This window comes from Winogradskyella maritima, from assembly GCF_042650215.1.
In the GTDB taxonomy this organism is placed as follows: Bacteria; Bacteroidota; Bacteroidia; order Flavobacteriales; family Flavobacteriaceae; genus Winogradskyella; species Winogradskyella maritima.
This window is the reverse complement of sequence record NZ_JBHSAT010000005.1, coordinates 20,825-43,334: the sequence shown is the minus strand read 5'-3', so window position 1 is coordinate 43,334 and position 22,510 is coordinate 20,825. Positions and strand designations below refer to the sequence as shown.

The 22,510-nt window shown below is 38.8% G+C and carries 22 protein-coding genes; 16 read left to right on the top strand and 6 right to left on the bottom strand.

The annotated features are described in order from the left end of the window. Positions 1-5: 5 nt before the first annotated feature. A complete protein-coding gene (locus ACFOSX_RS10305; RefSeq protein WP_386100399.1) occupies positions 6-1,352 on the top strand; it encodes a M24 family metallopeptidase in 1,347 nt (448 codons plus the stop codon). 1 nt (position 1,353) lies between these two features. On the opposite strand, the gene ACFOSX_RS10300 is transcribed toward ACFOSX_RS10305, so the two are convergent. The 4 genes from ACFOSX_RS10300 to ACFOSX_RS10285 form a co-directional block, all read right to left on the bottom strand. Next, the gene (locus ACFOSX_RS10300) at positions 1,354-2,619 is read right to left on the bottom strand and encodes an MFS transporter (protein WP_386100396.1); all 1,266 of its coding nucleotides are present in this window, start codon (positions 2,617-2,619) and stop codon (positions 1,354-1,356) included. Further along, positions 2,619-4,262 carry an acyl-CoA carboxylase subunit beta gene (locus ACFOSX_RS10295; RefSeq protein WP_386100393.1) on the bottom strand — a complete coding sequence of 548 codons (1,644 nt, stop codon included), beginning with the start codon at positions 4,260-4,262 and terminating at the stop codon, positions 2,619-2,621. Before ACFOSX_RS10295 ends, ACFOSX_RS10300 begins: the two co-directional genes overlap by 1 nt. A gap of 161 nt (positions 4,263-4,423) precedes the next feature. Next, entirely contained in the window at positions 4,424-5,065 is a 642-nt protein-coding gene (locus tag ACFOSX_RS10290; RefSeq protein WP_386100390.1) for an SCO family protein, read from the bottom strand. Position 5,066: 1 nt separating this feature from the next. Continuing rightward, positions 5,067-6,749: a hypothetical protein gene (locus ACFOSX_RS10285; RefSeq protein ID WP_386100387.1), complete on the bottom strand. Its 1,683-nt coding sequence runs from the start codon at positions 6,747-6,749 to the stop codon at positions 5,067-5,069. A gap of 145 nt (positions 6,750-6,894) precedes the next feature. On the opposite strand from ACFOSX_RS10285, the gene ACFOSX_RS10280 reads away from it, so the two are divergent. The 6 genes from ACFOSX_RS10280 to ettA all read left to right on the top strand — a co-directional run bounded on the left by ACFOSX_RS10280 (position 6,895) and on the right by ettA (position 10,884). Continuing rightward, on the top strand, positions 6,895-7,425 hold the full coding sequence (locus ACFOSX_RS10280) for an NADPH-dependent FMN reductase (protein WP_386100384.1): 531 nt from the start codon (positions 6,895-6,897) through the stop codon (positions 7,423-7,425). A gap of 1 nt (position 7,426) precedes the next feature. Continuing rightward, entirely contained in the window at positions 7,427-7,708 is a 282-nt protein-coding gene (locus ACFOSX_RS10275; protein WP_386100381.1) for a GNAT family N-acetyltransferase, read from the top strand. Positions 7,709-7,711: 3 nt separating this feature from the next. Continuing rightward, positions 7,712-8,149 carry a MarR family winged helix-turn-helix transcriptional regulator gene (locus tag ACFOSX_RS10270; RefSeq protein WP_386100378.1) on the top strand — a complete coding sequence of 146 codons (438 nt, stop codon included), beginning with the start codon at positions 7,712-7,714 and terminating at the stop codon, positions 8,147-8,149. 1 nt (position 8,150) lies between these two features. Continuing rightward, entirely contained in the window at positions 8,151-8,870 is a 720-nt protein-coding gene (locus ACFOSX_RS10265) for a pirin family protein (RefSeq protein ID WP_386100375.1), read from the top strand. Between the two features lie 103 nt (positions 8,871-8,973). Then, a complete protein-coding gene (locus ACFOSX_RS10260) occupies positions 8,974-9,156 on the top strand; it encodes a CAL67264 family membrane protein (RefSeq protein WP_148370196.1) in 183 nt (60 codons plus the stop codon). Between the two features lie 36 nt (positions 9,157-9,192). After that, positions 9,193-10,884 (top strand): energy-dependent translational throttle protein EttA, encoded by a 1,692-nt coding sequence (ettA, locus tag ACFOSX_RS10255; RefSeq protein WP_386100371.1) that lies wholly within the window; start codon positions 9,193-9,195, stop codon positions 10,882-10,884. A 72-nt stretch (positions 10,885-10,956) separates the two neighbouring features. Here the strand turns inward: ettA and ACFOSX_RS10250 are convergent, their stop codons facing one another. Next, on the bottom strand, positions 10,957-11,184 hold the full coding sequence (locus ACFOSX_RS10250; protein WP_386100368.1) for a hypothetical protein: 228 nt from the start codon (positions 11,182-11,184) through the stop codon (positions 10,957-10,959). A 115-nt stretch (positions 11,185-11,299) separates the two neighbouring features. Next, positions 11,300-12,088, bottom strand: a complete 789-nt coding sequence (locus ACFOSX_RS10245; protein ID WP_386100365.1) for an MBL fold metallo-hydrolase — start codon at positions 12,086-12,088, stop codon at positions 11,300-11,302. 164 nt (positions 12,089-12,252) lie between these two features. Here ACFOSX_RS10245 and ACFOSX_RS10240 point away from each other — a divergent pair, with 164 nt between their 5' ends. The 9 genes from ACFOSX_RS10240 to ACFOSX_RS10200 all read left to right on the top strand — a co-directional run bounded on the left by ACFOSX_RS10240 (position 12,253) and on the right by ACFOSX_RS10200 (position 22,433). Then, entirely contained in the window at positions 12,253-13,599 is a 1,347-nt protein-coding gene (locus ACFOSX_RS10240) for a microtubule-binding protein (protein ID WP_386100362.1), read from the top strand. Positions 13,600-13,775: 176 nt separating this feature from the next. Further along, positions 13,776-14,822, top strand: coding sequence for a hypothetical protein (locus ACFOSX_RS10235; RefSeq protein ID WP_386100359.1), 1,047 nt, complete (start codon positions 13,776-13,778; stop codon positions 14,820-14,822). 63 nt (positions 14,823-14,885) lie between these two features. Continuing rightward, entirely contained in the window at positions 14,886-15,245 is a 360-nt protein-coding gene (locus ACFOSX_RS10230; protein ID WP_386100356.1) for a four helix bundle protein, read from the top strand. 64 nt (positions 15,246-15,309) lie between these two features. Beyond that, positions 15,310-17,265 (top strand): AAA family ATPase, encoded by a 1,956-nt coding sequence (locus tag ACFOSX_RS10225; protein ID WP_386100353.1) that lies wholly within the window; start codon positions 15,310-15,312, stop codon positions 17,263-17,265. A gap of 164 nt (positions 17,266-17,429) precedes the next feature. Then, the gene (locus ACFOSX_RS10220) at positions 17,430-18,665 is read left to right on the top strand and encodes a DUF6638 family protein (RefSeq protein WP_386100351.1); all 1,236 of its coding nucleotides are present in this window, start codon (positions 17,430-17,432) and stop codon (positions 18,663-18,665) included. A 43-nt stretch (positions 18,666-18,708) separates the two neighbouring features. Then, positions 18,709-19,245 carry a hypothetical protein gene (locus ACFOSX_RS10215; protein ID WP_386100348.1) on the top strand — a complete coding sequence of 179 codons (537 nt, stop codon included), beginning with the start codon at positions 18,709-18,711 and terminating at the stop codon, positions 19,243-19,245. A gap of 193 nt (positions 19,246-19,438) precedes the next feature. Next, on the top strand, positions 19,439-21,127 hold the full coding sequence (locus ACFOSX_RS10210; RefSeq protein ID WP_386100346.1) for a hypothetical protein: 1,689 nt from the start codon (positions 19,439-19,441) through the stop codon (positions 21,125-21,127). Further along, positions 21,124-21,627 (top strand): lipocalin-like domain-containing protein, encoded by a 504-nt coding sequence (locus ACFOSX_RS10205; RefSeq protein ID WP_386100343.1) that lies wholly within the window; start codon positions 21,124-21,126, stop codon positions 21,625-21,627. The genes ACFOSX_RS10210 and ACFOSX_RS10205 overlap by 4 nt, the downstream gene beginning before the upstream one ends. Beyond that, positions 21,627-22,433, top strand: a complete 807-nt coding sequence (locus tag ACFOSX_RS10200) for a hypothetical protein (RefSeq protein ID WP_386100340.1) — start codon at positions 21,627-21,629, stop codon at positions 22,431-22,433. The genes ACFOSX_RS10205 and ACFOSX_RS10200 overlap by 1 nt, the downstream gene beginning before the upstream one ends. The last annotated feature ends 77 nt before the right edge of the window (positions 22,434-22,510 follow it).

Genomic DNA, 22,510 nt, shown 5'->3' with positions numbered 1-22,510 from the left:
TCAATATGAAGACACTTCGATTTACAATAGTCCTTATTTTCTTTAGCTTTTTTACCATTTCCGCTCAGCAGATACTGTCTGAGCAGAAACGTGCAGAGGTTGTCGATGAAATTCTCGCTGACCGATTTAATAATCTGCTTCCTAAATTAATGGACGACACCGGTTTTGATATGTGGATAGTCATTTCACGTGAGTATAACGAAGACCCTATTTTAAAAACCATGCTTCCGGCAACATGGCTTAATGCAAGACGACGCACCATTTTAGTGTTCTACCGTAATAAATCGAATGACACCATTGAAAAATTGGCTGTAGCACGTTACAATTTCGGGAAGAACATAATATCCGCTTGGGATAAAGAAAAACAGCCCAATCAATGGCAACGCTTGGTGGAATTAATAGCAGAACGAAACCCAAAGTCTATAGGGCTTAATTTCTCTAAGCATTTTAATATCGCTGACGGTTTGGTAAAAACAGATTATGAAGAATTTATGGCCGTTTTGCCAGAAAAGTATAAATCCCAAGTTAAGTCGGCCGAAAAATTGGCCATTGGCTGGATTGAAACACGTACAGAACTTGAAATGGTCATCTACAACCAACTTGTAGATATCACACACGATATTATAGCAGAAGCATTTTCTGAGAAAGTAATCACTTCAGGAATTACGACAACAACCGATGTAGAGTGGTGGATGCGAGATAAGGTCACGGCGTTAGGTTTGGAGACTTGGTTTCATCCCACGGTTGACGTGCAACGGACGTCAGAAGACTTAGGTAATCATTTATATGCATTTTCCAATCGACCAGAAAACATGGTCATTCTGCCAGGTGATTTATTGCATTGTGATTTCGGGATTACCTACTTACGTTTAAATACCGATTGTCAAGAATTGGCCTACGTCCTAAAACCGAATGAAAAAGCACCACCTAAATATTTGGTTGATGCGTTGAAGGATGGTAACCGTGTTCAAGATATTTTCACAAACAATTTTGAAACTGGAAAAACTGGAAATCAAATCTTATCTGAATCTTTAGCACAAGGAAAATCCGAAGGATTAAGGCCAGCCATCTATACACATCCATTGGGCACTTACGGTCATTCCTCAGGAACAACACTTGGTATGTGGGATTCCCAAAACGGTGTTCCAGTTAATGGCAATTATCCCTTGCACGAAAACACGGTCTATGCCATCGAGTTGAACACCACCGTAAACATTCCAGAATGGAAACGAGACATCCGCATCATGCTAGAAGAGGCTGGTTTTTGGGGACCAGATGGTTTTCGCTATGTCAACGGACGGCAAACGGAATTATTAGTAATTCCTAGGATTAAAGAACATCAAGGGAATTAATTTAATTTTTAGTCAATCGATAAAATAAATAGGCGCTGACCAATCCAACCAAACTAAATATCCCCATCACAAAAAAAGCATGCTGCAATCCTAAAACCTTATCAGGATTATCTAAAAGAATCCCGAACATAGGTCCTGAAAAAATATCAGGCGTATAGCCAACTACTGAGATAATGCCTACTGTGGTGCCAGTTAGAGCAACAGGGATTTTGGCTTCTTCCAGCGTAGCAAAATATAACACCCGACAGGCATATATACCAATAGCTATCGCTAAAATATTAACACCAAAGAGTATCGCTTTCCCTTCAGAAATATAGCCAGAGGCAAAAACAAATGAAGCAACAACGGATAGCGTAAAACCAATAATTAACCACAAAGATGCTCTTGTTCTATCCGCCAATACCCCTATAGTAACACCAATTATGGGCCGAATGTAGAGCAGGGCCGTGCCAACGTGTGCAGATTTAATGTCATCATATCCCATAACATCAGAGGTGTACAATGTAAACATATCAGTGCCTTTATAGGCAACATAAGCACACAGAATAATGAGCATCAGATACCAAGTAGAACGGTAGGTCAGTACTTTTTTAATGGCTTCAATATTATTTTCCTTGTTACTTTCCAAAGTTTCTTGACTACCCTTAAGTCGTCCCATAAATAGAAATACCGAAACGCCTATGAGACCAACAATGGCAGACGACCATAAAATCACTTGGCTAAACGCATCTTGCTTATTGACGAGCGAAATCGTATCTATTTTGTCTCCAATTACTGCTGAAAAAATAACGACACCAAGTGAGCCGAATAATGCAGCGACCAAACCTCGACCGCCATCTAAAAATCCAAAAGCCATACCTTGTTTTGAAGTACCACCCCAAACTCTAGTGGCTTTTATCATAGCGGCCCAAAACAAAAATATAGTTGTAAAGCCCCAGTAGCCATAAAGTAGTTTGAGGTTAGAATAGTCGGGATATGTACTTAGGTAAATACCACCAGAGGCAGTCATAATCAATGCGATTGCCATTAAATTTTTAGGATGAAATTTATCAGCCAATGGACCACCAAAGAAATAAGAAGCCAATGCCACCAGCCCATATACAGAAAAACAATAACCAATCTGTTCATTGTTAATTGCAAATGTTTCTAGAAAAACGGGTCTAAAAATCCGCTGAATCACGAAAGGCAAAATAAAAACAGCCTCCGCAGCCAGTATCAATAAGACAATGACAAACCAAGGCTGTTTCTGTTCTTTTTCTGTAGTCATTACACCTGTAAAACACCCATATTGAATGGTTTTTCAATCGGTGCATGATTGGCAGCTTCTATACCTAGGCTGATCCAAGTTCGTGTATCCAAAGGATCAATCACGCCATCAGTCCACAGTCTGGCAGCCGCGTAATATGGCGACACTTGATTATCGTAACGCGACTTAATTTTATTAAATAATTCTTCCTCCTTTTCTGGCGTAATAGTTTCACCTTTCTTTTTTAGAGAGGCTGTTTCAATTTGTAATAATACTTTAGCGGCAGATTTACCGCTCATTACGGCCAGCTCCGCACTCGGCCATGCGACAATTAAATTCGGGTCATAAGCCTTACCGCACATGGCGTAATTTCCTGCGCCATAACTATTGCCGATAACGATGGTAAATTTCGGTACTACCGAATTACTCACGGCATTCACCATTTTTGCACCATCTTTTATAATACCACTATGCTCACTTTTACTGCCGACCATAAAGCCTGTAACGTCTTGTAAGAATACGAGAGGTATCTTCTTCTGATTGCAATTGGCAATAAATCGTGTGGCTTTGTCCGCTGAATCATTATAAATCACGCCACCAAACTGCATTTCGCTAGGTTTGGTTTTAGCGCCTTTTGTTTTTACGATATGACGTTGATTGGCCACAATACCAACAGCCCAACCATCAATCCGGGCATAAGCTGTGATAATCGTTTTTCCGTAGCCTTCTTTGTATTCTTCAAATTCCGAATTATCAACCAAACATTTAATAATCTCCTTCATATCGTACTGGTCAGCACGACTCCTAGGCAGAATACCATAGATGTTTTCCTGTTTTTCTTTAGGTTTTGAGGCGTCGACACGATTAAATCCTGCTTTGTCATAATCCCCAATCTTATCGACGATAAATTTTATTTTGTCCAAAGCATCCTTATCGTCTTTGGCTTTGTAATCCGTGACACCCGAAATTTCACAATGCGTTGTCGCACCGCCAAGGGTTTCATTATCGATGGATTCGCCAATGGCAGCTTTTACGAGATAACTTCCTGCTAAAAATATACTGGCCGTCTTATCCACGATAAGAGCCTCATCACTCATAATAGGGAGGTAAGCGCCACCAGCAACACAACTTCCCATGATGGCCGAAATCTGGGTTATCCCCATACTGCTCATTACTGCATTATTTCTAAAAATGCGTCCGAAGTGTTCTTTATCTGGAAAAATCTCATCCTGCATCGGTAAAAACACACCAGCGCTGTCAACTAAATAGATGATGGGCAATCGGTTTTCAATAGCAATTTCTTGAGCGCGAAGGTTTTTCTTTCCAGTGATAGGGAACCATGCGCCAGCCTTCACCGTAGCATCATTAGCAACAACAATACATTGCTTTCCTTGTATGTATCCAATCTTCACAATGACACCTCCAGAGGGACAACCACCATATTCAGGATACATGTCTTCACCGGCGAAAGCGCCTATTTCAATCGATTTTTTCTTAGCGTCTAAAAGGTAGTCAACACGCTCCCTGGCAGTCATTTTTCCCTTGGCGTGTTGTTTGTCGATGCTTTTCTGCCCGCCACCAAGCTTTACCTTAACAAGGCGCTTTTTAAGGTCGGAGAGTAGAAGTTTATTGTGGTCTTCGTTTTTATTGAAATTGATGTCCATAGAAAGAATTTTCTTTTGCACGAATTTACAAAAGATTAAGACGATATAAATAAGGTTTTTTATAGCGCTTAACTGCGTTTCTAGATGAAGTTAAAAAATTACTTATTCACTAAGCACAATAAGGGTCATATATTGTTTTGTCTATTTGTATTTGATTATAATTAGTCTTTCAAAATATTCATGTCGCCTATTAACCGTTCGATTTCTTTATCATTTGTTCCATCATAGACTCCACGTATTTGTTTTTTCTTGTCCACCAATATAAAGTTAGGTGTATGGATAAAATCTTGTAGGCCTCCATCGCCTTGCTCTACAACAGCGAAATAACTTTTTCTGGCTAATTCATAAATGTGTTTTTTATTGCCTGTAGTTATATTCCATTTAGAGTCTATAACATCATTTTCTTTGGCATACTTTTTTAGAACAGAAATACTGTCGATATCAGGTGTTACGGATAATGATAAAAACATAATATTATCATTATCTACATATAGGTTCTGAAGTTTGCCCATATTATTGGTCATTATAGGACAAATACTTGGACAACGCGTAAAAAAGAAATCGACTATATAAATTTTATTATGATAATCTTTTTGAGTTACAATTTTACCGTTTTGATTAATTAATTCAAAGTCAGCCACTTTATGATTCTCATTCGTGTTTTGTAGCACAACATCCACCAATTCAGGGTTAAAATCTGCAGGGTTATAAACTGGTAATTCATTTTTCGCTCCTTTTTCACAGGATACTAAACAACAAATACTGATGGCTATGAGAATGCTAGAAAGTTTACCTGAGCCCATATTAAATGGTATTTTGTTCTATAAATGCATTGGCCTCTTTGATTTCTTTTCTATCGCTATCTATATTCTTAGATAGTTTTAGCAATGCTTCAAAATAAACAGCTGATTTTTCAATATCACCAGACTGTTTTGCTGCCATGGCTGCTCCATAGAGACCATTGAATCTGTTCGGACGCCTTTCTAAATTCAGTTCATAGGCCACTAATGCTTCTTGAGGTCTGTTTAATGCTAAAAGCATATCTGCCAAAAGTTCATCCGCTGGTAAAATTTCACCTGGTGTTACAGGATGTTTGGATGTTAAACGCTCCATTTCTGATGCAGCTGTCATCAATGATATGGCTTCTTCGTTATTCCCTTTTTTCAGTTGAAGCCATGCTTCTATGGTTTTAATTTGTATAGCAACTTGATTTGCTTTATAGGCATCCTTCAAATCTATCAGCTCTTTTTCAAAAGAACGTAGCAAATCAAGTTCGTTTTGAGCTTCATTTATATTGTTAATATGTATGTTTCCCAGAGCTTTTGCATAATGAAGTAGTGCTTTCTGCCAAGGGAATTTCTGCCACTCTAATCCTGTAATTTGAGGCAATTCAATACGTGAAGCCTCATTCCAATTTTTGTTTTCCACGGCTAAACGCGCAGGAATCGCAGCGGCTGTGTAGGCAATTTTAAAGTTAGGAGGAAAGATGTCTTTAAAAGATTTAAGATACTCGTATTGTTCATAAGCGAGTTTATTATTCCCTGTCTGAAGATAGGCATAAACCAAATATCCCATGGCATGTACTTCCTCATCCCAATGCGCACCAGGTGAAATGCTTTCAGCATAACAAATGGCTGATTCGGCAGAATTAAGATTAGTTTCAATTGATTCGTCCCAAAGTCCCAAACGTGTAAATATATGTGATGGCATATGTTGGGCGTGAGCAGAATTTGGAGCAATATCGGCATAGCGTCTTGCTGTACTCAATCCAAGTTTGGCCAATTCTTGATAATCATAGGAATGGATGATATAGTGAGCAATACCTGGATGGTTCGGTTCTTTTCTAAATAAATCTTCTAAAATTTTTCCAGCTTCACGTTGTTTTGAATAGGTTTTGTCTGAGGCTACTGCAGATGCACGAAGCGCCAAAGCGTAGAAAACAGCTACTTCGGTATCCTCGCTATTTTCTTCGTACATATCTTTCATTTTTTGGGCATAAGCAAGCTTTCGGGTTTGGTTATCAACTGATTCCCAGTTCTTATAAAATGAGCCTATAGCATCTAAATATTGTTCTGCTTTTTTTGATTTGGGTAGTTTTTCAGCTATTGCTATAAGTTTTACGCCTTTTTCTAAAACGGATTTTTCAGGAGGAGCCCATAATCCATGATAGATACTCATTGCTACACCCCAGTAAGCCATGGCGCAATCTGGGTCTTTGTCTATTATTTTAACAAATGCCTTTTCTGATTCGATGTATTCAAAAGAATGGAGCAAAGAAATGGCAAGATTGAACGTATCTCTTGTTTCGTAGCTACAAGATTCGGAAAAATTGACATCTCCAAATTGTCCATTACCACACAATTGGAGTTCACCTCTCAATAGGTTTAATGATGCTAAATTTGGATTTGGTGTATCGTTTTTACATGAAGAAGTTGAAAAAAATAGGATAGTTCCCAGAATAAGCAGTGCGCTTTTAGAATATTTCATTCTGTAAGGTACTGATTAAATATTAAGCGTTTGGGCTACAGAGTATTAATCAGGATAATGTTAAATATATGTTACAAGGAAATATATTCCTAGGAATATAAATTGCTTTATCGTAAATTTGAGTTCAAATCAAAAAAAACTATTTATGAAAAACATAATAGCATTCGCTGGAAGTAACAGTGCAGATTCCATAAATAAACAATTAGCTACCTATGCGTCATCTTTAGTCGACGGAGTAGAGGTAGACGTTTTAGACTTAAATGATTTTGAAACGCCGATGTATTCCAAGCAATTGGAAGAAGCTGAAGGACATCCTGAAAACGCCAAAAAATTCTTTAAAAAGATTAAGAATTCAGACGGTATTGTCGTTTCATTAGCAGAATATAACGGCGCTTACACCTCGGCCTTCAAAAATCTATTCGACTGGATGTCTCGTATCGAGGTTAAAACCTTTTGTGGTAAACCCATGCTTCTCATGGCGACTTCGCCAGGAGCCAGAGGTGGACAGTCTGTATTAGGTATAGCAAATAGTCGCTTCCCAATTCATGATGCGGATATTGTTGCAAAATATTCATTACCATCGTTCAATGATAATTTTAAGGACGGTAAGATTGTGAACGACGAACTTAATGAAGAGCTAGAAGAGCAGGTTGAACAATTTAAAAACGCACTATAATATGGAAATTAAGCACAGAAATTCAGAAAGCCGTGGCGCCTTTTATGTAGAGCTAAACGGAGAGGAAGTTGCGTTGATGACTTACAGCAATGCTGGACCAGAGAAGATAATCATTGACCATACCGAAGTCAGCGAAACGTTAAAAGGCCAAGGGATTGGTAAGAAATTAGTTGAGGCAAGTGTTCAATACGCACGCAAACATGGCAAGAAAATTTTACCGCTTTGCCCTTTTGCCAATGCCGTTTTTAAGAAAACGCCAGAGTACGACGACGTAAGATTTTAAGCCATGGGCGATTTAGAAAAAGACATTCAATCCAAGTTTGACAACAACCGAATCAAGGCCTTGTTAAATATCATTTACACCGCCAATTGGATTACGAGTTGCCAGAACGAATTCTTCAAGGATTTCGGCATTTCTCCACAGCAATATAATATTCTTCGAATTTTGAAAGGCGCAGGAAAGCCTATCAAAGTTCAGACTATAAAAATCAGGATGTTAGAGCGTGCGCCAAATGCCACAAGATTGATGGATAAGCTCTGCGCCAAGGGATTGATTGAACGTTTTCCTTCTGAAGAAGACCGTCGTGTCGTAAAAATCGGAATTACTTTTGAGGGTTTAAATCTTCTGAAATCCATTCCGAAGAATTTTAATAAAGACTTACTGAAAAATTTAAATGAACAAGAAGCCGAACAGTTAAGCCAACTGCTCGATAAAATGAGATAATATGAAAACAACGATAAGAAAAGCAGAAGACCGAGGCTTTGCCAATCACGGATGGTTACAGGCCAACCATTCCTTTAGTTTTGCCAATTATTACAATCCAGAGAATATGCAATTTGGCGCTCTACGTGTCTTAAACGATGATATTATTGCCCCAAGCATGGGCTTTGGGACGCATCCGCATGACAACATGGAAATTATAACCATTCCGTTTAGTGGCGTTTTAAAACATAGAGATTCCATGGCGAATGAATGGTTAGAAGTAAAGCCAAACGAAGTCCAGGTAATGTCAGCCGGGACAGGTTTGCAACATTCTGAAATCAACGGTTCTGCGAAAGATTATTTGAGTTTGTTTCAGATTTGGATTATGCCCAAAGAACGAAGCGTAAAACCGCGATACGACCAAAAAACTTTCTCAGCTGAAGCTCGAAAGAATAAACTTCAGGTTTTGGTAGAGTCTATGGATTCCGATAATCCTGAAAGTTTGAAGATTCATCAAGATGCTCAAATTTCTAGGATAGATTTGTCGGAAGGTGAGTCTTTTCAATATAATTTGAATAACCCTTCAAACGGAGTCTATGTCATGACTATCAGCGGGAAGCATATTATTAATGATTCAGAATTAAATTCAAGGGATGCTATGGAGATTTCTGAAACCGATTCGTTTACCACGATGGCTAAAGAAGACTCAGAATTGCTATTCATTGAAGTCCCAATGACCTAAAGGAAACCATACAAATATGATAAAAAGCATCCTCAAATGGGGTGCTTTTTTTGTTTAAAAACACGATATTTGTGTTCTGACTAAATTTCAAAAAAAGAGCATTATGGCGATGAATAAAAACACGGTTTTGGCTTGGGCTACAACCATTATGATAATAGTAGGATTAGGATTAATAGCACTTGGCGCCTTTAGATATGATGATGTTGCAGGTTGGGGATTCGCTTCAGTAGGCATCGGCTTTTTTGCCATTGCATGGGTGTTTAACGCACTGAAAGGGCGTGTATAATTCTACAGACTACCAACTATAAACAACCGAATAACAATGAGCGACGATAAAAAAGTAATCTTTTCAATGGCGGGTCTTACCAAGACCTTTCAAGGCGCAAATACGCCAGTATTAAAAAATATATACCTCAGTTTCTTCTACGGTGCCAAAATCGGGATTTTAGGTCTCAACGGTTCTGGTAAATCAACTTTATTGAAAATCATTGCAGGCGTTGATAATAATTACCAGGGCGATGTTGTGTTTCAACCAGGTTATTCCGTGGGTTATCTCGAACAAGAACCTCAGTTGGATGATGAGAAAACCGTCATGGAAGTGGTTAAGGAAGGTGCTTCGGAAACTGTGGCAATTCTTGATGAATACAATAAAATAAACGACTTGTTCGGGCTTGAAGAGAATTATTCCGACCCAGATAAGATGGAAAAACTGATGAATCGCCAGGCGGAATTACAAGACCAGATTGATGCATCAAATGCTTGGGAATTAGACACTAAACTTGAAATCGCTATGGATGCCTTACGCACACCTGAAGGTGACAAGAAAATAGGCGTACTCTCAGGTGGTGAAAGACGTCGTGTAGCTTTATGCCGTTTGCTATTGCAAGAACCAGACGTATTGTTATTGGATGAGCCAACCAACCATTTAGATGCCGAATCTGTTCATTGGTTAGAGCATCATTTAGCACAATACAAAGGCACCGTGATTGCCGTGACGCACGATAGGTATTTCTTGGATAACGTAGCTGGTTGGATTTTAGAACTCGATAGAGGTGAAGGTATCCCATGGAAAGGGAATTATTCCTCTTGGTTAGACCAAAAATCGAAGCGATTGGCGCAAGAAAACAAAACCGCATCAAAACGTCAGAAAACATTGGAGCGTGAGCTGGAGTGGGTGAGACAAGGCGCCAAAGGCCGTCAGACCAAACAAAAAGCACGTTTAAAGAATTATGATAAACTGTTAAGTCAAGACCAAAAGCAACTCGATGAAAAGTTGGAAATCTATATTCCAAACGGACCACGTTTGGGAACGAATGTGATTGAAGCATCGGGAGTCAGCAAGGCTTATGCCGACAAGTTACTTTATGAGGATTTGAATTTCAACTTACCGCAAGCAGGGATTGTCGGGGTTATCGGACCAAATGGTGCGGGTAAAACGACGATTTTCAGAATGATAATGGGTGAAGAAGCACCAGATAAGGGTGAATTTAAAGTCGGGGAAACAGCCAAGATTGCCTATGTGGACCAAAGCCATTCCAACATTGACCCAGAGAAATCCATTTGGCAGAACTTTAGTGATGAGCAAGAGTTGGTGATGATGGGCGGACGCCAAGTAAATTCTAGAGCCTATTTAAGCCGATTTAATTTTTCGGGAAGTGAACAGAATAAAAAGGTAAAACTGCTATCAGGTGGAGAACGTAACCGTTTACATTTGGCCATGACGTTAAAAGAAGAAGGTAATGTGTTACTTTTAGATGAGCCAACTAATGATTTAGATGTCAATACGTTAAGGGCATTAGAAGAGGGGTTAGAAAACTTTGCTGGTTGCGCTGTAGTGATTAGTCACGACCGTTGGTTTTTAGATAGAATCTGTACACACATCCTAGCGTTTGAAGGTGATAGCCAAGTTTATTTCTTTGAAGGCAGTTTTAGTGATTACGAAGAAAATAAGAAGAAACGCCTTGGTGGCGACATTATGCCGAAGCGAATCAAATATAAAAAGTTAGTAAGATAATTTTAACCCAATCGATTAAAGCAAAAAACCACCGCAATTGCGGTGGTTTTTTAGTTATATCTGAGATTTTATTTAGTTATCACCATAAAGATGACCCCCAGTAAAGTCCTTGTATGTTTCGTCTAAGTCGTTTTCAAACGCGTTGGTTTCCATCAATTTTTTATTTTCGGCCTTCAGTTTATACATCTTCACAACGGCGATGAGAATGAAAATAGCGAATACCGATGCGGTAACAATCAGTATAATTGTGAGTTGCTCTGTTGATACAGCGGTACTCAAAATATGTAGGAAATTAGACATAGCGGTTAAATCTTTAGATTTGGATTACAGGGCTAATATAAAATAAATTTGATTTCGTAACTATTTAATTTTAAAATATTTACATTTTCTTATCAACAATAATATCGATTAACTGTTAATTATACCAGTTTAACTGCGCAACTTCAATCTGTGAATTACCTTTATTTACCAGTGTTTTAAAACGATTTACATCACTTTTCCCATCTGTACCACGGTAGTGATAAGGATATACTTTCTTTGGTTTAAACTCCAAAACAGCACTTGAAGCACTATCAACAGTCATGGTATAGGGCAAATTCATACAAACAAAGGCCATGTCAATGTTTTCTAGGTTTCGCATTTCTGGGATATCTTCCGTATCTCCAGAGATATAAATCCGAGTATCGTCTACAGTGAGCACATAGCCATTACCACGCCCTTTTGTGTGAAATTTCTTAGCTTCTTCCCGGAGATTGTACATCGGTATCGCTTCTACGCCGATGCCTAAGTTTTCGTATAAATCGCCATTGTTTAAAGTGACTTGTATCTTGGCTAAATCATTATCTAACTTGTCCATTACGGCCTTTGGAGCAATTAACGTAGTCTCAGATAAGTCTAATTCGCGCAATGTTTTAGGGCTTAAATGGTCGCCGTGGATGTCGGTGATTAAAACCAAGCTAGGTTTTTCAAACATGGAAAAAGCACTAGCACCGCCAACAGGGTCAACATAAATGGTGTGTTCTTTTGACTTAAGTACCATTGTAGCGTGTTCAATGGGGTTAATTTCAATGGAGCTCATTGGTTTGTTGGTTTCAACAGTGTCTTCAACATTCTGTTGTGCTTCAGACGTAGAAGCGGTTTTTGTATCGTTCTTACAGGATACAAGAAGTAAAAGGACACAAAGGCTTTTGGTGATTAGTTTCATGATGTTTCAAAATTTTCAAGTAAAATTAATATAAAAACAACACATTCCTTCAAACTGTAACATTTGCATCAAATATTCTACATATTAAGTACGGCTATTATTTTATTACTGTAAAAAAATGCCGAAATTGCTTATCCATTTTTAACCCTTAAAATCCAACCTATATGGCAGACGAGTTCGATTTATTAGAAACCAGTTCAAACGAAAAACAAGAAAAAGTAGATGTCAATTGGGGAAAAGCCATTGACACCATGAAATCTAAGTTGGCACAAGAGGATGACCCAGAAGTGCGTCAAAAAATCTTGAATGCCACATTGGATGACGTTGTACACATGGCCGAAAAGGACCGTACGACCTTACTGGATGCTATTAAAGACTTAACTGATTATCAGGACGAAGTCGGGATTATTTTTGAAGACTTTTCGTCTTTAAATGCCGACGAGCAGAAAATTATCGACAATGCCATTAAGCGTTTAGAACGTGCCAAAGTAGAATTGGAAGATGCAGAAAACAAGCCAGATACCTGGTGGAATAACCTTTGGGGACGTAAGAGTAAAATCAAAAAAGCTGAAGACGAGCTAAAAGCAGCGCAAAAAGATAGAGATGCAGCAGATAATAAGGCTAAGGCAATGTTTCAGCAACGTATTGAATCGGCTGATATTCAAACTTTATTGAATGAATTATCATTTAAAAGTCAGGCAGCCGTTAAGCGTTTAAAGGATCGCGAGGTTGAAATCAAAGAGGTGGAAGACAAGTTGCAAACCGCAATTGTAGAGGCTACCAAAAACCATACACGCGCTTTAGAAAAGAAAAAAGAAGTAGAGGACAAGCTTGAAAGCGAATATGCTGCCTTAAAGCAGGCGCGTCAAGAGCTCGAAGAAATTTCAGATAAGCAATCTGCAGCCTATGCCGAAGCTATTGGAAAAGTTACAAAAATTGAACAAAGTGTTGAAGAGTTAGAAGGTCTTAAAAATGCCTACACCACCTTAGCGGCTAGTAAGGACAGCTTTGTACACAAGCATAATTTAACGATTAAGGTGTTGACTTCATTGCGAAGCAATTTGCAAACGCACCGTGCTAAATTAAAGAGTGATACCGAAGAGCGTTTAAAGTATTACGATGGCTATGTTGTGGCTTTAAAGGCGAGAACGGATCAAGAATTCGCAGCCATATTAGAGCATTTAGGCGTTAAAACCGATGAGCATATTGGCGAAACCTTAGCTTCGATGCATACGGCTAGTGCCAAAGCAAGACAAGAAATGATGGATAACATCCCAGTTCATGAAAAAGTGATGCAAGGCGTTTACAGCAGTTATGCTGAGGCTTTACAGGAAATCCGTGAGAAGGATATTGACATACAAAAGAACTTTGCCGAGCGCTACGGAATCGATATGAAAGAGATTTTTGAGGAATATTACAAATCAGACGGTACGGCACCATCCAATGACGGTAGCGCTGGAGATGATGCACCAAAGCCACAACCGGAAGGCGGCGACGATTTGTTGTCTTAACATAATTTGGACGTTACCACGCCTTTTTTGACGTGGTGGGGCTTTCCGTTATATCCCTGACGATACCGTCAGGGGATGCCAAAATCCCTGCCTGCCGGCAGGCAGGCCTAACGCGCCCACTCAGACGAGAACGGCACGCACACTAATTTAAAAGTAAATTCGAGAGCTTCACCTCAATGATTGTAACTCCATTAGATTCAGCGCATTTAAACTCCAAAGAACAATACCAGTTCTATCACAAAATGGTGGATTTCACTATTAAGGAATTGATTGTGAAGATGCAACAACAGCAATTATGTTCAGAAAATGAATTGGTCTTCTTTGAGCAATATTGCGACTTGTTGTTGTATTCCATTGAAGCCATGCGAGTAAAGTATATGTATGATGATGAAGATAATATGAAGGTTGATTTGACCGATTCTGGCTTTCCCAATTACTTGGAGTTTCGTTATCTGTTCAACGATTTGGCGCTTCGCGAAGAATACTTGAACAAACTGACGGATATTGAGGTGCTTCAAGAGGAGTTTTTAGACACCTTAATGCGTCGCAAACAACCCATAAAGCGAAGTAAATTGTTTCAGGCGGCTTCAATTGTATATTATACCAATGTAAAGCAACAATTTATCTTCAACCGTTTCGTACAAGGGAAGATTGTACTGTCGCCAGACCAAGCTTCTGCGGGTTATATGACGAGTTGGAGTTTTTATGATGTGTCACACAACAGGCCTTTTGTCTGCTTTATGTATTTTGATTATGATGGTCGTAATCCTGAAAACGATAAATCTGAAATCTACGAGGCCATCAAGCAGACGGCTGACCGTAAAATGAATTTAGATGCTATGGCTTACGCCATAGACCGTAAATTACCGAAACTATTACCAAAGCACATTAAGCGTATAGATTTGGGGCCTTTGCATAACGTCTTCGCCAAAGATGAAAATGTATTGACGCATGCTATTCTTGAGAGTATTGCCAATAAGGAAATCCCATTAGATTCTTACGCTTTTTCTTTAAAGATTGATGAAGTCTTTTCGGGAAGTGAATTTAAAGAGGGCAGTTTTTTTAATAAGCAAACCTTGCAACGTTGGAGCGATGTGATTAAACAAAATTATGTGTTGGCGCCACATCGCATCATACAATTATTGTATAATAAAACCCCGGATGCCATTAATCATTTGGCCAAGCCCCCTATACAGATGGCGGAATTAGTTAGCAGTGGTTAAGTTGGAAGTTGACAGTCATTTAGTTGGCAGTTGGCAGTCAATTATATATCAAGTAAAAAGTAAATGAGTTTTAAAACACTATTAGCGTATCAAAAAGGATTTGCTTTAGCAATGGAAATTTTTCATTTGACCAAGTCTTTTCCAAAGTCAGAGCTTTATATGCTTACATCGCAAATAATTAGGTCGAGTCGTTCAGTATGTTCAAACTTATCTGAAGGCTATAGAAAACGAAAATACCCAAAGCATTTTGTGAGTAAATTGACAGATTCGGATATGGAAAACTCCGAAACCCAATTATGGTTAGATTTTGCTTCAGCCTGCGAATACATTAATCAAAAACAATATAAGAATTACACTGAAAAAAGTGAAGAAGTTGGGAAGCTCATCAATTACATGATTAACAAGCCAGATAAATATAGTTAAGAAGGAATTTAATAAAATCAAAGGTCTGACTGCTTACTGAGGACTGACATACTGCATACTAAAAATGGAACATAATTCAACCTTTCCGATAAAACAAAACGAACTCGATATGCTTCGAGATGAAGCTACCTCGTATTTAAAAACCATTCAATGGGAGCAAGGCCAACGCGCCAAAAACCGAGATAAAGATGCTAAAGACGAATCCATCTTGTTGTATTTGTCACGCGCTAATAACGGTGGGGGTTCGGCTGATACGGTTTCTGTGTCCAAAACCATTTTAGCATTAAAAAAGCGCTTATTGCCTGAATCCGTTGCCTTACCGATTTATTTGAATCAGACGCTTTACGCCGTTCAAGAAGGCATCACCATGGGTATTTGGATTAAGGATAGTTATGCGGATGCATCAGGATTATCGGGCTTGTCTGAGCGCAAATCAACCTTGGACGCTTCGGGGAGACGTGAGTTTGAAAGCAAGCAACACACCGCAACGGCTTTTATGCTATTTGCTTCGGCATATAAAATTTTATACGATTTAAAACCACACGCCTCTGATGATTTAAGCGTTATGAAACAGAAGTTTGCTGGCTTGCCAGAACTCTCTTTTATGTCACCATTAAAAGGCTGGAGCTGTATGCTGTATTATTACGATAAGTATTTAAGTCATCCAGACATCATAAAATCGGACAAAGATGTCATCGATTTTACTGTCGTTTATTTTGAAGCGGTGATTGCCGAAATTCAACTGCGAAAAAGCAGTTTAGAATATACCGAGTCCATTTCCGACAGAACGTATAAGCTTGAAAATTCTGAGTTCAATATTTCTGGCTGGACCAACACTTTTGAAGGCACGGCAAAAAGCGTAGAGTTCAATAAAATTCAATTTGAACAAATCGTAGGAAACCGTGATGCCAAGCATTTTGCACGTCGATTGACCGAGCGTTTATTGAGTTACGATTTTACGGAACAAAAGAATCCGTTTCAAGAATTAGGAGGTTTTATGCCGGTGTTTATGGGCTACGGAATACCTGGTACTGGGAAAAGTATGCTTATTGCGGCCATTGCTACACGACTTAAGGAGCATGCGGATAATTTGAATATTCCATTTTTATTCCACCCCATGCCAGATACCCTGATTAGTACTTTTCAAGGTGGTTCGGCTGAAAAAATGGTGGAATGGATGAAACCATTGCAAGACCCTTCAAAATTGATTTTTGCACCGATTGATGATGCGGAGAATAATTTACAGGAGCGCACGGCGCAAGGTGTTTCTGCTGGGGTAAAAGAAGTCATTGGCGTCTTTTTAAGATATACCGAAGGGGCATATGCTGTCAATTATGGTAATAGCTCAATAGGTTTATTTACCAACTTGCCCGAGATGCTGGATAAGGCTGTAATTTCAAGGGTGCAAGGTCGATTTAAAATCGATGGTGCTAGGACAGAGCATGATTTTGTAGACCAAGACCATCTATGGTGGCGAAAGTTGGAACAAACCATGCCTAGCTTTGTTAATATGTCAAATCCCGAAGGTTACGACTATCTCTCAGACCAAGGCTTGGCCAAGAGTATGGGTGATATTTTGAGTCAGGTGGAAAAGCCTTCCGAAGAGCGTGTTTTAGAAGCTTTTGAAAAAACGGAGAAGGCGCATAGCGAAACCGAACACATGTTTTATGCGAGTCTGTACAAGGAAATTCAGAAGATATTCCCATTCTTTTCATCGCGCGATGTGCGAAATATACAATCAGCTATTTCATTGCGCTTAACCGATTTTGATTTGGAAAAAGACTGGTTCGACAATCCGGAGGTGTATTTTAAGAAGGATTATGACACCAAGTTCAATATGCTTCAGGAGTTAATGAAATCTAATATGAAGGGCTTAAACTTTTCAGACATCAGGCGACAAGAAGTGGTACGATATTTAGATAATGTGGCGACCATTGCAGATACGGACTTTAAGCGTAAGGTGGATGCACGTATTGCCCAGATGAAGGTGGAGCGTGAGGCGCGGGAAAGATTTGAGTAAAGGGACGAGGCATTAGCACTGAGGTGTGTGTGTTTGGTAGTTAACAAAACGATTAAAATCCTGTAAGGTTTTTAAAACCTGATAGGTGTGAACAATAAAGATTCCTGCTCCCGAAGCGTCGGGACAGGAATGACAATAAGATTCCCGTTTTCACGGGAAGTACTATGAAAAAACTAAAAGAAGCAAATCTATACCGAAGTGAACTGATTCCTGTCAGTGGGAAACTCGTGGAGCGTTATAACAAATGCTTGACGACACTGGGCTTTTCAGAAACCAAGTTGACCTCTTTCTCTATTGATGGGATAGGTTGGAGCCCTGAAATTGCTGAGGAGAAGGATGATTTAAACTATCTCAATCACGGTGATGCTAATCCGCATGGCATTCTAATTTCGCCTTTACAGAAAGGAAAACCTGTGTATTTACCGTTTCATAGTTTTGATAGGGCGATGATGAAGCAGGTCTTTAAAACGCACGGAAAGCAAATTAATGACATTACTAGGGATTCCGCAATATGCATGGATTTTGACCAAAGCATCGACGTGTTTTATGAACCGTTGGATGTTTTAAAATATAAGAATGTCACCATTCGCTTCCGATTGATTGACGACTTAAACCAAATACAACAACATCAAATGGAGTTGGTGGAGAAATTCAAGACCAATCATAATTTTATTGACGAAGAGCTTCAAGCCGAAATCTTACAATCAGCAAAGAAATATGGCGATTTACGAGGTCGTGATTTGAATATTTCAGAATTACAATATCAGACAAACTCATTTTATACGCGAGCTTTTGGAGGTGTTTATGTACTCCGCGATTTTATAAAACCTATCGTTGTTTTTGAAGATAATGCGAGTTACAAAGAAGCGATAAAAGATACCATACATGATGTACTGATTTATCATATTTCACAACCTGAATTGATAGCTAAGCTCAAAGACCATATCATTATTGAGTGCGATTTGGAAGCGGTTGTTAAAACCTCGCGCTATGAGCGGATAAAGAAAAATGAATTGGCCCAGCATCTAAAGGAGGCGTCGCATCCTGTTCAGAAGATACTGTCGGACCCTGTATTATTCAAAAGTTATTTAAATAAAATCGACATCAATATCCGAAAAAAAGTCATGGGCGTAGAGCTCTATCTTGAAAAATTGGAGCGCAGTAATGCCTTCAAACTCGAAGATATTGTGGATGAGCAATTGTATTTCGCCTTGCATGAGCCTCATTCATCGCTTTCGGCAGAACATCGGGATTTGATTCATAAATTACTTATCAATGTATCGCCGAAGGACGTTCTGTTCTTGTATTGGTACGATAAGGAACAATTTTACAAAAGCTATCAGACTTGGGATGATTCCTATAAAGATTGGGTAATTGAGACGATTAGTAACAATTTTTAAAAGGAATAGACTAACTTTATAAAGGACATTAAAACACAACATCATGGGATTGGAACTCGTCATATTTATTATAGCCATTTTAGTCGGGATTTTGCTCTATTGGCGGGAATCCAATGGTAACGGTGCCTACCGCTTTTTAAATAAAATGGTCAATAGCAAAGAATTGCAAATGTCGGAGGATAATCCCAAAGGTTTTGTCTATCAACAGGCCTTTTTACCGCGCTTGGTTTTTGTGTTTGCCCTGGTGCTTTTCGTAGCTGTGGTGTTGGAATTTTTAACGCCAATTGCTGTGTTTTCGAGTTACAATGGTATTTCGGCATTTGCTTCATTCGCCGTTGGAATGCTTATCGGAACCTACCTGGCCACCTTTGTCATCAAGTCCACCAAAGTGATTGACGAGCAAAGTGAAACCTTGGGTGATTATGTGGAAAACACGATTGAAAAAGGAAAAGAAGTATTTGAAGATTTAAAAAATTCAGATAATAAAGCGGTTGAAGAAGCCAAAGAAGAAATAAAAAACGAACCAGAAACCGATAAGAAATCAGCTCGTGAACGTTTAAAGGACAAGGGGTTGATGTAAAAAAAGCTCTTCCTTAATCCTTCCCGAAGCGTCGGGACTCCTGAAGAGAAGGAAACACTTAGGCTTTTAATAGTTGCAATTTCACACTGAGCGCTCCCGAAACATCGGGAGAAGTGCTCGAAATTGATAAATTTTAAGATAAAGATTCTGAAACAATCCCGAAGCATCGGGACAGAATGACAAAATTTGAAACATGATAAAAACATATTGGAACAAAGGACGAAAGCAAAAAATCATCACCATATTTGGAGCAATAGTGCTTATTGCTTTGTTGTTCTTCCTTCGTGATGACTACCAACCGTTTTTGCTATTTCTACGCAAGTACATTTTTGTGTTGTTACTATGTGTTATTATTTTGGTTTTGGGACTTCGAAAGTTTCGAAAAACTGCATCTACAGGTGCTCGACTCGGAATTTTAGGACTCTTGGTTGTGTTTTTCGGGGTGCTTTATTTCGTAGGATGGAATCAAGGGATGTACGATTATATGAAGACCTATAACGTGTTTAAGCATCTCAATAAGGAAGAAATTAACGAATTACCTTTAACCCAAAACGAGCGCATTCAACCTCTGCAAAACATTTTCTCAATGGCGAACGAAAGTGTCGGCGAGACCAAGGATATCTCCTTACCACATTTGGTTCGTGTTGATGATGAGAACCGTTGGACGATGGCAATTCAACCGAGTGAAAAGTACATCATGCAACGGATTAGTGATAATACAGAAGAAGTATTTTCGGTAAGCAGTACCACGCCATTTCCACGGTTTTCCAATGAGAATCGCATTCCTGTGACCTTTTCAATTGGTGAGTCCTTAAAATTTAGCCGGAATACCTATAACGCCGTTGTACAACGTTTCAATCCTTGGATGTTGTTCAACCACGAACCTAGTGACACCTTCTATATGAAAAATGATTCAGGCGATTGGGTGCAAGTTGTGAGTCTCATTAAGTGGAAGGGCTTCTTTTTTCCCTATCCGACTTTCGGAGGGGTGATGATTATTGAAAAGGGAGAACACGACTTTAACGATTATCTGGAGCGTGTCACGATTGGAAAGGGAACGTATGTGAGTCCAGATGAGATTAAAAATTATCCGTTTTTAACAAAGCAAAATACCTTGTCTGAAAAGGTATCGCAACTTCAAGCCGAATCCTTAAAGTTTTTAGGTGGTTTTAGTGACCCATTGCCTTGGAATATGGAAACAGCGGTAAAAATACCCGTATTGCCAGATGACCAAAACCAACAGCCCTTTGTTACGGATTTCGATTTTTCAGGCACAAATACAAATGCCTATAGTGGCCTCTATCATTGGTTTGGCTTAGAACCGGTTGGCGATGAGCGTACCAGTTTAACCTTTAGTGTTTTTATTCCGGCAGACGGAACCGACAAAATGTATTACTATGACCATGCCTCTAAAAAACAGGGGTACGCTGGCGTTTCGGCGATGCCGTTGAAAATTCAGGAATCCAGAAAGGAAATCGATTGGACAGTGAATAAGCCTGTTGAATTCAGACCCTATATCAAAGACATAGCCGGCAGAAAGCGAATGTTCTTTTTGGGAACAGTAGCGGCCGTAAACGACGACACCAAACAATTTGATGGTTCTGCGACACCAGATTTAGCTTTGGTAGATAGCGAATACCGCGACGTGATTTGGATAGACGTAAAACATCCAAGTCAATGGGGCAAAACGGTGTATGACCAGCTCGGCGAAGCCTGGCGGTCTAGTGAGGGTATTGGCTATTTTTATGAAGATGATGTGAAGGATACCGATGTGCAACAAACTTTAGATTCCCTAAAAATAATACCAAAAATAAATAAGAATGATGCTGAGATTCAACGACTACAGCGTCAGTTGGATTCTTTAAAAGCGTTGGAAAATTGAAAATTTACTATCGATTAATAGTACTAGTATTTCTAGCTTTAGCAATAGAGTCCTGCGGTTCAGAGAAATTTGAATTGCCAGGAAATGCCACACAACTTTTGACCAATGGTAATGAAAAAGTATGGAAACTTGCAGAGCGCTATAATGATGGTCATCGCATGAATATGGGAGATTGTTTTTTGTCATATCGCGTGACTTACGCTTCCGACGGTACAACAACCGACAACAACCCGGAATATGAGGATTGCGGACCATCCATGGATGCGGATTGGTCCTTTTACACCAATGATGATGGGAGTTATATCAAATTAAAAGGCGAAAAGGTCAAGACATTACTCAACCAAGACAAGGATTACAAATTCTTTAAAATTGAAGCGCTTTCAGATAGCTTGCTGATTATCAATTTTAGGCATAAGCAATTCGGTAACAAAGAGCGATTAATTACCGACCATTTGGTACCCGAAGACATAATGGTTGTGGGGCGGGATTATCATAATTAATGGGTTCAGAAATAAAAATAACAACTACAACTCGAAAACTTCTTGGTCTAAATTTTTATAAAGCCAACTTTTACGAGGCCAAATCTATAACAATTTACCCAGGATTTTTGCCATGTGAAGATGTTGGACTTCATATTTTATTCGAAAATCCGCATTTTGAATATGGGGCTCTTGATTTTTTCGATTCGGTGAATTGGTTTGAAGCCTGTTACTCTACACTCTTACTCGTTGCTCTTCATCTCATTGATATCTCTGTTTTAAATCTTAAGGTTTATGAAGTGGATGAGTTTTATGCATTTGATTTGATAAAAACTAAACGGACTAAGTATTATTTTAAAGTTGCAGACCACTATGACGGGGAAGACCTTATATGTCAAGAATTTTATAAGGCAGTAAATAAGTCGAGAGATAAAAATTCCATGCCAGATTTGATGGAGGTCTTCATCCAATTTTTAAATATATTTTTCAAGACGAATGCTTTATTTTCTGACCCATCAAGAACATTCATGATTCACGCTTTGAAAGAGTATGCAAAACGATACGATTGGATGCGAATAGATGAGAATAAGCGATTTATGGGATTATGGAAAGATTCCAAAGTCGAAATCACCAAAATCTATATACCTCGCCTCACTATGCAACATAAGGACTTAAGTGATTTAAACAGAAATTTACGAAAGTCAAACAAGGCTTATTTGGCCTATACCAAAGAATTTAAGTCTCAATTAAAAAAAGCTTTTGAAAAATTTAAGTCAAATAAATCTCAAGGTGTATTTATTGGACCTTTCAGAATAGTTAAATACTAATAGAAATTTGAAAGCTCTTATATGTTGAATTATTGTAACATTCCACCCATTTTGTCAACTAATATTAAAGAAGATGA